The organism is Weizmannia acidilactici (assembly GCF_008974225.1).
In the GTDB taxonomy this organism is placed as follows: domain Bacteria; phylum Bacillota; class Bacilli; order Bacillales; family Bacillaceae_C; genus Weizmannia; species Weizmannia acidilactici.
This window is the reverse complement of the sequence record NZ_BKZR01000015.1, coordinates 42,886-56,180: the sequence shown is the minus strand read 5'-3', so window position 1 is coordinate 56,180 and position 13,295 is coordinate 42,886. Positions and strand designations below refer to the sequence as shown.

Sequence of the window (13,295 nt, the reverse complement as noted above, 5' to 3'; positions counted from 1 at the left end):
TTTTCCTCCTTATTTTACGCGGATTTTTTTACCGACATAGATTGTGTATTTGCTATCAAGCTTGTTCCAAGTTTTAATTTGCTTGATCGACGACCCATACTTTTTAGCCAGCGCACCCACCGTGTCCCCTGCTTTAACCGTGTGGTAGACGTGAGCCGGGGCAGCCTTTTTAACCGGCTTTTTTGCTGTGACCGTCTTGCTCTTAGACAAATATTTAGCAGACACATAGACTGCCTTATTGCCAGATTTTAGCTTTGCCCAACCTGCAGAAATGCCCAGCACCTGCACCCTGTCGCCGTGGTTGAGGTGACCAAGTATAGCACCGCCCGGGCTCTTACGGATGTTTAATTTGCTCGCTGTGACATAGTAAGGCGTTGTTTTTACAGCGGCTTTTACCGTGGTTGCCGCCTTAACTGTAGATGCCGCCTTTTTAACCGTGGCTTGCACTGTGGACGGATAATCCGGACCCGTTTCGTTTAAATCAACATAGCCGGAGATCCCAGGCACCTTCCCGGTTTGCGATTTTTGCCACATGTAGTAGTTGCTTACTCCAATGGGGATGGATGCATACCGTGCATACCACAATGGGATGCCGTCATGGTGACCTTTTAGGTTAGTAAGATAAAAATAACCCATGCTGTAAAGCATGAGCTTGTGTTGAGTTAGTTTTTTCATTTCGTCGAAAAATGCTGCCATGCTGGCGACAAGCTGCTTCCCAGCGTGGTTAACTTCCAGGTCTAAGGCAATTCGTTCGTCCATATATTTTAGGTAACTCTTAATTACACTATAAAAATGCCTAGCTTCTGCCCGGGCAACCGCCGGGCTTGTAAACCGGGCGAAATGATAGGCGCCAACCTTAAAACCGGCTTTTTTGGCTGCCTTCACATTGCTTGTAAATTTCGGGTCTTTAAATGTCGTGCCCTCTGTCGCTTTTACCATCACAATCCGGTAGCCGGCAGCATATGCCTTTTTAAAATCGACATTGCCGTTACCGTGGTAAATGTCAAACCCTATCATGCATGTTCACCTCCTTCCAGCGAGTCGATGCGCTTGTGAGCCTGTTTAGCCGACTCTTCCACACGTGTAATGCGTTCACCGAGCGCCTGCATCTGTTTTTCATTTGACTTGATGTCGATTCGGATATCGTCCACACCCTTGCTGATGTATTCCAGTTTTGTTTTCAGTTCGGCGTTCTGCTGCCCGTCCTGTTTGATCTCTTTAGTTGAGTTAAGGCGGTACATCATAAAGCTGATAAGTAAACCGCCGGCTGCGATGAGTACCCCGATTTCTACTGTCAAATTTTGTCACTTCCTTTGATGGAATTAAAAAAGGCACTCGATTGAGTGCCATCATCCAGCTGCTTGTTCTGTTGTTTCTGGTTTCTCTGCGATTTTTTCCTGTACTTTGGACTTGATTAGGTCCGTGAGTTTGGACACATCGCCAGCCGCTGCCGTGTACTCGTCTTTTGTTACTGCCACATATCCAGAAATATTAAACGTTTCTCCTGACGTAGCAAAAGAAAGGTTAACTCCCGTGTAATCTGCGTTATACCCATTTGCATAAGTGAAATTGATTCCTGTTAGTGTAATTTTCATTCTTCATCGTCTCCTTTTTCAAATTGATCGCACAAGTAATCATAGATTTCAGCTTCTGCTCCGGCAAATTCTTTATCGCAATTAAGCAACACCTCCTTAACGGTTTTGAGCATTTCCTGAGCATCACCTCCATCAAAAACGCGTTCTTCCTCGAAAAGTTCATTCTTTGCCGTAGTAAAGGCGTCAAGGTCTTTTACGTCCCATTTTGTTCCGTTCTCGATGGTTTTCGGCTCCCCGTTTTCATCAAGGTTGCAATGTTCTTTCAACAATTCTCTTTCATCTTGGGCAAATTCCTGGTACTTTTCGCGCAGGGCGTTGATAAATTTTGTGCGGTGCCGGGACTGTTTCCCTTTTAAAGATAGGTTATACAAAAGATTAATAGATTGTGCGAGTTTTTGATTTTCGATTTTTACTTGCATGTTAATCAACCTCCAATTTTTGTTTTAAGTTTGCAATTTCTAGTTCCAAATTTGCTACTTTTAAAATTAAGTTTTGGTTTTGCTCTAGCAACGTAGACATTTTATCATTGTGATCTTTTACTATCGGGATTAATAATGTCCAAAGTCGATCATATTGGAGACCTTCTGTTTCTTTAATTCCATTTTCATCATAAGCATATGTGACATACTCACTAAGTCCGACCTGTTCAACATCTTCTGCTATCAATCCGTAAATTCTATCTAAATGAATATCTTCTCCTGAGTTATACCTCTCTAATTGTGCTTTGTCGTGCCATGATTTTGGTTTTAATTGTAATATTCTCTCTGCATAACCATTTGATAGGTCTACTTCTTCAACATCAGTTTTATATTTTAAAGCTGATGTGACACGTCCAAAATACCCGTTTGATGTCACATACATATTCGCAGAATATGAGTAGGTTCTGTTATACGTTGGGCGAGAATTAAGAGAGCCATCTGTACCGATTGTGAATAATCTATTTCCCCCACAAACAAATTGCATGTTACCTTCATCATTGCTTAAATCATTTGGAGATTCATAGATTTCCCATCCATTTCCACCATTCCATACCAGACCTTCATGGACACCTGGGTCATTAAATATGAGTTTGTTCACATTTTCAAGATTGTGATTTTGAAAATCAACATCTCCACTAAATTTTGGAGAACCAATAATGGTTGTTGCCGCTAATGAATTAGCGATTAAAGTATCATCAACAATGACATTTAAGCCATTTAAATGCACCTCATTATTTCCGACTTTAATAAAAAAAGAGTCTCCCCATTGATAGACTCCATCAGATACACGAACAGGATTTTTAAATTCGACTGCATTTACTCCATCTTCATACCAACCAAAGTTTGGAGAATCCTGCCCTATTATTAGATAACCCGTTGTTAAATCACCACTAAATGAACCTGTTGCACCACTTAACTCACCTTTAAATGTTACATTTCCGGAAGAATCTACAACGAATTTTCCATTTGCTAGATTCATGGTTACACCCGTGATCGTCCCCGCCGTCACGTTACCCAAGTTCGCACTAATTGCACTCAAACTTGACACGTTAAGTTTACTTGCATCAATTGACCCAGCCGCGATTATTGCGGCATTAAGTGTACCTGTGTTGATGTTGCTTGCGTCGATATTTGTAACAGTGGCTTTGCTTGCATCCAGCGTCCCCGTCACAATATTGCTGGCGTTTATGTTTTTTACTGTGATCACGTTTGCATCTATCGTGCCGGCTGTAAGTTTGTTGGCGGTCAGGCTCTCGATCATGCCGTCTTTTATAACGGCATTATCAATCGTGGTTTGACCTGTAATGTGTACCTTTTTACCATCAATCAGTATGCCTTCGGTACTAAGGTTAATCTGATTGATGATGTCGTCTTTAGACACACGTAAATTAATGTCATCTGCCAATTGAGTGATTTGTGATTGAGTAGCCAAATCCTCAGGTGCTGGCGTCCAGTCTGTAGCCTTAGTTCCCTTTTCTAATTTAATTTGTGAGAAATACACGCTTGAATTGCTTCCATTAGAACTTGCATTATTATCAATTCTTACATATCCACATATTTCATCATAATTGGTAGTAAATTCTGTAATATATTCTTGCCAATCATATTTATTTGTTGTTCCAGACGCCAATAAATGAATATAATCATAACTACCACCGATACCAGTTTTAGCAGTTTTTGAACCCAAAAAGTATACGTCCATTGTAGTAGAATTTGTACTGCCTTTTATTTTTGCTCTAAAAATATATGTCGTATTAGGTTCTACATTAAATACCGTACCCGAGCACATACTTTCTGATGTTCCTGAATTTATAACCTCTAATGAAGTCGTTCCATTTGCATTTTTATGAGATATTGTACCATCTTGCCAAAATTGTGCGGTTCTCCCGTCTGGATTAAGCAATAATCCTGTGCTATTTGGTACTAAATTCCTGCCACCAATTTGCAAGTTATCGAGATTTGTTTGTACAGCTGAAATATTGCTCGTAAGGCTGTTTGCCGTTTGCGTCAAGCTTGACTGTGTTGCGTATGTGCTGGCAGCATCTTGCACTGATAACTTGCTTTGTAACGCCGTGTTTGTTTGCGTGACAAAACTATTGTATGTTGTTGTATCTACTTTTCCAGATACAGCCGTTTGTAGTCCATTTGCTGTTTGTGTAAGTGTGCTAATATTGCCTTCTGCATTCGACATTCGACTTGCTAAGCTATTTGTCGTCTGTTGAATTGTAGATATATTCCCTTCCGCATCACTAATACGACTGGTTAAACTGTTAGTTGTTTGCGTTAGTGTGCTTATATCACCTGTATTAGTATCAACTTTTTGACTAAGAATATTTGTTGCATCAAGAGCACTGTTTGCTGTACTTAAAGCACTTTGTGCCTTATCGAAACTAACTTGGGCTGTATCAATAGCGCTTTGTGCGTTTTGAGTTGCCTGGTTGGCTATATTGACAGCATTGTTAGCCTGTGTAACGGCATCCGCCGCGTCAGTCTGTGCTGCATTTGCTGCCTGTTGCGCTGCCGCAGCTGTCTGTGCTGCGGAATCTCCGACTTGTGCCGCTTGTTGCGCTGCTTGCTGCGCAGCCTGCCCGACTGCGGCTGCATTATCTGCGGCTGCTTGTGCGGCACTAATCTGTTGCGCAAGTGCGGTGTTGTCAACGTCCGTTACCCACTGTGTGCCATCATAATGCTTAATTGCTGTCACATTGCCGCTACTATCCTCCACAAACCAAATATCACCGGATTGGGGACTGGTTGGCGTTGTTGCGCCATAATATGCTTTGTTTTTGCCATTGGCAGTCGTAATTGCTGTCTGTGCTGCTTGTGCCGCATCTGCAGCTGTAGCCGCCGCCTGCGTGGCCGTCTGGGATGCAGTCTGTGCCGTGGCTTGGGCTTGCCCGGCTGCATCTGCAGCTTGTGTGGCAGTTTGCTGTGCTTGTCCTGCGGTTTCTGCAGCTCCTGCAGCTGTGGCCGCTGCCTGCGTAGCTGTGCCCTGTGCATCGGTTGCAACTTGTGTAGCGTTTGTAAACACCACATCAGGGCTTGTCGCAACAATGGATCCGCTGTCTGTACCTGCGCTGTTGTTTTGCGTCTCTCTTATGCGGAACAGCTGGTTTGTTCGTTGGCTGTCCTCGGCGTCCTCGTTTCCCCACGAAAATCCTTGTACCAGCCATTTTGTGCCGTCTGTGTCGTAGTAAACGCTTATAGCTTCCGGCTCGTTGTAGGCGCCAATCTGGTTAACCGTGCCCTTATCAAACGTGTAAACAATTTTGTAAACAAGGCTCCGGCTCCGGATGTCTGCGCAATACATAACGCGCTGGTCGTGCCCGTCCATGTCGCCAGCGCAAAAATAGACGTACGGAAAATCCAAACATGACGATTGAAACGTTTGGTCGGAACCGTTAAATCCTGCCTCGCTTGCGTCCATGGTGTACAAAGGTTTGAAAACGCCGTTTTTAATGTCCGTTGTTTTGCAGACGTAAAAAGTCGCTTCTCCTTTAGACAGGTGGACGTAGTTGTTTTTCTCATCAAAGTTAACCCGGTAGTAGGTCGTGCTGCCGAACGAATAAAAACTTACCCCGGATGCGCCGTATTTTACGATTGCCCCCGGCGTATATTTAAACCGGGCGACGCCCCAATATGTCGTGCCGTTTAGCGTGGATTTGCTGGTGTTAATCATGGCCGACCATATGTAAACATCGGATCCGCTGTGCTCAATCCCAAAGTTGGATCCGTGCCCGCCGCCGATCACCCACATTTGGTCAACGAACTCCCCATCTAACGTGGTTCTTGTAATGCTGAATGATTGCCAACCTCCATTAGATGACTTTTTGCTACCGAAATACTCCTGCGACCAATAAATATAGCCATTCTTAGCATCTACTTGAGCATATTGGGCAACATGTGTATTTACATCATCGCTAGGATTGTCCATCGGTAACGTTGCAAAATAGGCTGCATCAGATTCCTCTGCAAACAGGACGGGCGCGCTTGTGGCGTCCCCGATGCTGCACCTGATAGTTGAGCCTGCCACTTCTATTCCGACGGTAATGATGTTCCCTATTCCGACATGTGCGGCTTCCCAATCTGTATCGTGCGTGCCATCCGCGTTTATTTTTTGCCAAACAAATGCCGCTTTGTCGAGGCTGTATGTCACATTTTCCGTGCCTTCGTAAACCCGGATGATAACGCGCTTTTGTTCGGTGTTTGTCGCAAAATCAAGACCGTCCGGCGTAAAGGCTTCGACTTTGTATTGCAAAGCCTTTTCGGCTGCCTGCTGTGCTTGGCTTGCCTTTGCCTGCAGCTCCCAGATATCCGCCGGCGTGACGGCAACGACTTCCACAAATTCACCGATTGTTACTTTCGTATTTTGTGGATTTGCTTCTGAAATATCGCGTTGCAAAACTCGTGCCGCGATCGTCAGTTCCGGTTGCATTGAAAAATCTACCACTTCTATGTGGTCGCCTAATCCCGGCAAATATCCCAAATAGGCGACATCCACCGTATATGTGAATTTTGGATGATTGTATTTCTGCAGCTGCTCTTTTCCCCAATCCAGAAGGGCTTGTTTTTGCTTTATGTTGTCACTTGCGACATAGCCTTCTAAATATGGTCCGCCGTGGTTATATACATCGTTTGCGTCGTCGTCCACCACATAGTCTTTTCCGCCGTTTATGCTCGAAATTGTGATTTTATTTCCGTCACTGTCTTCCGGCCCATATACATGCAAAAGCGTGTAAAATTCGGAATCGTCACCGGTTCTGGTTATGCCTTGCAGGTCACGGCTATATTCCAATCTACGGCCCTGAGAAACCCCTAATTCCTGTAAAATATCAATCTTTTTGTTTACTACTTGACCGGCGTATATTTCCACATATGCCCTTACCTCGACGCCATATTCATTTATACAATTATCCAATCCGGCTTGTGCTTTTTGGTCTGCTGTAAATTTTAGCGAGTCGGCTGTACCAACGAAATTTTCTGTACCTATTTGCCAGCCGCTTCCGCGCAATACGAAATTAAATGCATCTGTACTTTTAATATTCGTGAATGTTTTATCTGATAGGGTTCTATGGTTTAGATCCCAAATACACAAATTTATGGCCTGTACGCTTTTTACGTGTACCGGTCCGACCGCTGAATCGGTGTAATTATAGATACGATAGCAATAAAAACGGCCATCATCGCCCTGTACTGCCAAATGATAGCCGTTTTTCATTAATTCCGTTTCTCGATGCCCATATGGTACGGAAATTTGTAGGGTATCGTTCCAAACTTTGCCTTGATCGTCTGCAATCATGGTTGTTCTTAAATCATCATAAAATTTGCAGCCTTGGGATCCGTCAAGGCTTAGAAATCCGCATACCTTCAAATCTGGATCTAAAATAGTATACATTTTCTAATATTCACCCCCTGTTTTTATGGCTTTGTCGGTCTGTACTCCATGTACCATTCGGCGTCTCTTATGTCCGGGCTGAATGCGAATGTTTTCATAATTCCACCCTGCATCGTCAGGAAATTACTTCCAATGTATACATTTTCCATAAAAATATCACCGTTTTTATAAACGGTGTGATCTTCACAATTTATTTTGATTTCATCACCGGCACGTACAATCACCGTCGGTTCGGTGCTGCCGCTGTTTCCGCCATCAATTATGTTCCAAACTTGCAAATCGGTTAATGCCAAATCATTATTTTTATAGCTTGTAACCGGGTCGGTCGTATCTTCTGTGATGTCATACTTCGCCATATATACGGCAACTCCGGCCAGTGCTTTGTTGTATGTGCCGTTTGTATCTGTCCATGTTGCTGTAATAGGCTTTGACCACAATGGTTTTATCGTGTCAATGTCTAGCTTCATAATTTCGATGCTGTATTTGTTACCGATTTTCTGCAATTGAATGGATCCGAAAAAATTTGTAAAAGTGTCAGTCGTCAGGTCTTCGTCTAATTTAATAGTTTTCCATTTTTGTACGGTCTTTGTTTTGCCGTTTACTTTTGTTTTATATGTGCCGTTTTTGGTTTTTATCGTTTTGGTGTCCTTTTTTCCTTTTTTGACCGTTCCTTCTCCGTAATAGATTTCGTGGTGTGTGGTATGGGATCCAATTTCCACCTGGGCATATACGGTTTTGCTGTTGCTGTTATCTTTTAACATTAATTTCCCAATTCGGGCCGCGTTTGCATCCAAGAGATATACTTCGATTTTTCCATGCGCCCTGGCATAATATTGGTTATTTAACATCCGTACTTTTATACGATAATCCGGGCAGCTTTCCGTTAGCATTTGTTGTAAAACTGGGCCATGCCATTTACCGCTAACATGGCTGCCGAAACTGTTTACTCGGAGCGTGTTTGCTGTTGATTTTGCGGATCCGCTGACGACACCATTTTCCAGCTCAAATGTAATATTACTACTGGTGATATTATCCCAATTGGCAAGCGTATTGCAGTTGTCGTGTAAAATTCGCGGTTCTTTGTCAATCGGTGCTGCACCAGTGTCCGGGTCTACGTCCTCACCTATATATACATAGTTTCCTTCTTCGTCGCTTACTGCGATTATGCTTTCGTCTTTTTGCGGAATGCATGTAAAAATCGGATAGCATTCGTCTATGCCATCCGGCATGATTGTTGCTGGGTTTTCGGTTATTTCCTGGCTGATATATTCGCCATATGCTTTTGGATCCGAGCAAGTGAATGTTATCGTTGTACGCCCTTTGTATAGGCTGCGCGTAATCTCTGCTATGTTGGAAACGTGGGCGTAATATACAAAATCCTGTTCATCATCAAATATTAATTCAAATTCATTATCTTCCACCGGTTTTAGCCATTCCGCGATTTGGTGGACCAGTTCGTTCCGCTGCTCATGGGAATCGGCTACAATTTCTATGTCCACTGGGATCGGCTTGCTTCTTTCGTCTACTCCGAGATACAAATCACCCCTCATGCCGGGTATGTCCTGTGTTTCCTCTGTCATGGTTCCAGTTGCATTCCGGTGGATTTCAATTACTCGGATATTGAATTCGCGTGAATGGACCCCGGCATAGTGGAATCCGAATTCATTTTCCGGTACGGTTGCTGTCATTTTATAAGTTCACCCCTGTCTGCCCTTTAGCGAAATTGCGTACCTTTGTATCGTAATCGTTCCATGTTTTCACGGTCTTTTGAATGGTCCTTCCGTCTACTTGCGTGTATATCGTTTGTGGCTTGATTGTGATTTCAATTTGTGGCTGGCTTGCTGCCGTTCCACTTGTTGTCGCTGGCGTATAAGCTGTAATCGGCATCATCACGTTTGGCTGGCCTACGCTTCCGATAAAATCATTGATTTTACTTACTGTTCCGGATGCATATCGTTTTAATTTTGAGATTGGCGTCACTTTGCTTCCGGCCATAAAGTCGTCGAAACTGGTAGGTCTGGTTGCAATCGCAATTCTTCCATCTTTTGTTTCTATGATTTCCGGCTCTTTTTCAGCTACATATACATGGCCGCCGACCGAGTTTTCCGTTCCGTCTGCATATCCGTGGCCCTCGCCCAATCCAGAAAGATTTTTTCCATATCTATGCTTCGCATAGTTTAATGCGGCGAGTAGGTTATCGAACCCATTAAAAATGTTGGAATGGCCCGGAAATTTATATGCGTTAAATGTTGCAGAAATCGTCTGCATTAATCCTTTTGCAAGGTCGCCTGTAATGGTGTTTATGTCTGTATATCCATGCTGCACAGCCAACGGATTTCCGCCGGATTCCGTTGCGATTTGCCTTAAAACTTTATTTACCATTTCAGCGCTTGTAGATAGCCCGTTCATGGCCAGCGCTCTTACAACCGCCGGTTTCCATCGCTGCACCCCGGATCCGCTTGGATTTACGATAAATGCATCTTTCAATTTGTTTTTAATGCCCTTGAATAGTTCATTAGGAAGCCCTGTCGCTAGTTCCTTTATTGCTCCTGTATAGCTGTTTTGGAATTCGCTCAGGCCCACCTTGTCTTTGATGTACGAAATCAATTTTGCCGGATCTGAAATCGTATCGACCGCCGTTTTTGCGCCGCTTTCTACCTTGTGCCATAATCCGGTGAAAAAGTCGCCGATTCCGCTTGCATATCCTTTTATGCCCATTTTATTTAATAGTTGCATGGACGGTCCGTGTGGCAAAATGGAAGTTCCTTTTGGCAAATATCGCAATTCCGGACCAGATTTACCGACGATATATATGCCGATTCCTGGGCTGTGTGCCAATTCGAATCCTTCTTCACCGGTCAATGCGATTTCGTCTTTTGTTGTGCCGCTTGTGCCACGTGCATATCCGGCCGGTTTCCATTGTGGAATATTGATTTTTCCAAGACCGATTTTATCGAAAATTTTATTAAAAAAGCCGGTAATGCTGTTTATTACATGTGCAAAGCTGGCCCGGAATTTATCATACTTACTTAATACTTTTCCAGTTTCCCAATCGACTGCGTCCCTGTGTCCTTCCGCTTGTTTCTTGGCTGCGTCGACGGTTTCTCTTTGCTGTGTTTTGGCGTGTGCGATTACGGCGTCACGCTGGTCTTTTGCGTGCTGAATGCTTTGGTCCTTTTGCCGCTTTGCGTTTTTCACTATGTCTTCGTATTCCTTTTTAGAAATCGATCCATTCACATAATACTGCTCGTCAGCCCAATTTTTTGTTCCTTTGTATTTCTTTTCTGCCTGGTCAACTGCTTCTTTATACTCATTTTTTGCGTGTTTGATTGTTTGCTCTTCTTGCTTTTTGGCATTTGCGACGATTTTTGCGGCTTGTTGTGCGCTAAGTTTCCCGGCATGATCTCTCAATTTGCCCAGAATTTCTGTTTGCTCTTTCGCAGATTTTGAAACGCTTTTTGCGGCATATGTGTTCATTTTGTTTTGCAGTTTGTTCACCTTTTCCTGCTCTTCTTCCGTCAGGCTTCGGTGGTGTTTGGCTGCATTTTCGTATATGTCTTTTATTTCGTTTGTGATCTTTTGAACTTGTTTTTTGTTTTGATTGTTGGCTTTAGTGGTCTTTTTCAGAATGTCGTTATATTCATCTTTGTTTAGACCATCTAAATATTTAAGGTTCTTCTTTGCGCTCTTTGTTGCGTCGTCGAAATGCTTTGTGATCTGCTTCGCCATTTGTTCATAAGGCTTTACCAGGTCGGAAACGTCTTGCTTTCCGATCTTTTTACCTGTTATAACCAGTTCCTCTAGCTTGTTTTGTGCTTTATCGACTAGCTTTGTATAACTGTCGATTGCTTTCTGATCCGATTTGCTGACGCTCGAATCCCATTTGATTTTCAAATCCAATGGGTTTGCAAAAAATTCTTTTACCTTGTTCATGGCGTGGGTAAAATTGCCCTTTAAATCGTCGCCCAGGTCATTCATGCTTTCACGGAATGGTTTTATATATTTATAGGCATAATAAAAGCCGGTTCCTACGGCTGCAATCGCCGTTATGATCCATCCAATTGGGTTGCTTAATCCAAATATCGCAGCGCCGGTATCGCCAAAAGCCCCGGCTAAAAAGCGCATATTTTTTACGGCCCCGAGCGCTTGTCCGCCAAATTTTAGAATGCCGCTTCCTGCTTTTAAAATTTCCGGGATAAAGTTGGCTGCTATGCCAGCAATCATGCCCCATTTGCCGCCGAATGCGATTAATCCTGCGCCTGCAATGTTCAAAACGCCTCGGAATTTATTCAGCGAAGTTCCGGCTCTACTTGTTGCGGACCCTGCTGCTGCTGCTTTTTCGGATGCCGCCACTTCCGCGTCGCCCATTGCCGTTGCTGCTGATGCCGTCAGCGCATAATCCCGGCGTAAATTACCCAGGCCGCCCCTTAATGTGTTTATCACTTCGACTACGCTGGCCACCTTTTTGATGGTCCAAATTTCCGCCGTCAAAATTCCAAATGCCTTCGCAAATCCCAGTACCATGTCTTTGTTATCTTTCACAAACTCAATCATATCTGTTAATTTGCTTACGACTGCTGCAACTTTTTCACCCATATTGGTGAAAAATTCATCGGCTTTGCTACTTGCCAACCAATCTTCTAAATCCTTGAATCCGCTCTTTTTTAGATTAAAAATTGGCTGTACAAATTTCCCGGCCAATCGGCTCCAATTTGATTCTATGGACCTCCACAATCCTTGGGTTGTACTGTTTGCATTTTCTGTTGCATCTGAATACTTGTGCGACATTTCAATTAATGTATCCTCTACTGTTTTTGCCGAAAGTTTGCCCTCACTTGCCAATTTCCGCAACTCGCCCATGCTCTTCCCAGTCGTTTCCTGCAGGGCTTCGCCAAATGCCGGGAATGCGTTGGTCATTATGTTTAAATCTCCGGTGTAGGCTTTTCCGGTTGCCATCATTTGCGAAAATTGCTCTGTTACGCCGAGCAGTCGTTCGTTTGAAAGGCCCATGGCATCACCTAATGTTGTAAATGCCTTTGTCATGGTTTCTGTTTCGGATGCGCTTGATTTTATGTGGTAAATTTTTTGTTCCATTTCGTCCAGTGTTTCCGTTGCATAGCCGGTCTGTCTTTGAAATTTGTTTACCATGTCTACCATTTGTTTCCCAAGCGTCGCGCTTCCTGTCAGTGTTTTCCAGGTTGCCAACATTTTATCTTGCGTTGCGTTGTATTCAATCCCGGCTTCTATCATGCTTTTAAATCCTTCTTTTGCATGTTCAAGAGCCCCGGTTACAATGTTCGCAGCAAACGTACCGGCAAATGCTCCTTTGAAAACAGAAACATGCTGCGCGGCTTCGTCGGCTTCTTTGTCCACGGTATCAAACGCTTTTTTTATGCTACTGATGGTGTCTTTATCAATTTCCAATTTAAAATTAAATGGATTGTCGGCTTTATTTTTTATGTTCCGCTCCACCTGCGCCGCTTTTTTGGTGGCATCGTCTTTTACATCAATTTTTTGCTCGATTTTTTTATCGAATTCGTCTTTTATGTCGTTTTCTACTTTTTTTGCCTTTGTGGTGGCATTGTCTCGTACTTCGACTTTTTGTTCTATTTTTTCGTTGAATGCTTTTTCAAGATTACTTCTGGCCTTTTCCGCTTCTTGCACCATTTTTTTGGCATTGCTGGCAAAATTTTTGTCCATGTTATCGCCGGCCTTTTCGCCTAAATGCTGCAGCAGCCGTTCTATAATGTCGACGTCGGATTTTACTTTTGTATCGTCTAGCACTACGTCTATTACAACTTTCCCATCGCTCATTTTTCTATTTCA

7 protein-coding genes are annotated in these 13,295 nt (G+C 43.4%); all 7 read right to left on the bottom strand.

What is annotated here, in order from left to right; genetic code table 11:
• Window positions 1–9: 9 nt before the first annotated feature.
• Genes GBH70_RS07595 through GBH70_RS07565 form a run of 7 tightly spaced genes read right to left on the bottom strand, consistent with a single transcriptional unit; the run spans window position 10 to window position 13,283 of the window.
• The gene (locus tag GBH70_RS07595; protein ID WP_151680478.1) at window positions 10–1,017 is read right to left on the bottom strand and encodes a GH25 family lysozyme; all 1,008 of its coding nucleotides are present in this window, start codon (window positions 1,015–1,017) and stop codon (window positions 10–12) included.
• Window positions 1,014–1,298 (bottom strand): hypothetical protein, encoded by a 285-nt coding sequence (locus GBH70_RS07590; RefSeq protein WP_151680477.1) that lies wholly within the window; start codon window positions 1,296–1,298, stop codon window positions 1,014–1,016. The genes GBH70_RS07595 and GBH70_RS07590 overlap by 4 nt, the downstream gene beginning before the upstream one ends.
• A 51-nt stretch (window positions 1,299–1,349) precedes the next feature.
• The gene (locus tag GBH70_RS07585; protein WP_151680476.1) at window positions 1,350–1,595 is read right to left on the bottom strand and encodes a hypothetical protein; all 246 of its coding nucleotides are present in this window, start codon (window positions 1,593–1,595) and stop codon (window positions 1,350–1,352) included.
• Window positions 1,592–2,014 (bottom strand): DUF1617 family protein, encoded by a 423-nt coding sequence (locus GBH70_RS07580; protein ID WP_151680475.1) that lies wholly within the window; start codon window positions 2,012–2,014, stop codon window positions 1,592–1,594. The genes GBH70_RS07585 and GBH70_RS07580 overlap by 4 nt, the downstream gene beginning before the upstream one ends.
• Before the next feature lies 1 nt (window position 2,015).
• A complete protein-coding gene (locus GBH70_RS07575; RefSeq protein WP_151680474.1) occupies window positions 2,016–7,469 on the bottom strand; it encodes a phage tail spike protein in 5,454 nt (1,817 codons plus the stop codon).
• Window positions 7,470–7,492: 23 nt separating this feature from the next.
• On the bottom strand, window positions 7,493–9,157 hold the full coding sequence (locus GBH70_RS07570; protein WP_151680473.1) for a distal tail protein Dit: 1,665 nt from the start codon (window positions 9,155–9,157) through the stop codon (window positions 7,493–7,495).
• Window position 9,158: 1 nt separating this feature from the next.
• Window positions 9,159–13,283 carry a tape measure protein gene (locus tag GBH70_RS07565; RefSeq protein ID WP_151680472.1) on the bottom strand — a complete coding sequence of 1,375 codons (4,125 nt, stop codon included), beginning with the start codon at window positions 13,281–13,283 and terminating at the stop codon, window positions 9,159–9,161.
• Window positions 13,284–13,295 lie beyond the last annotated feature (12 nt).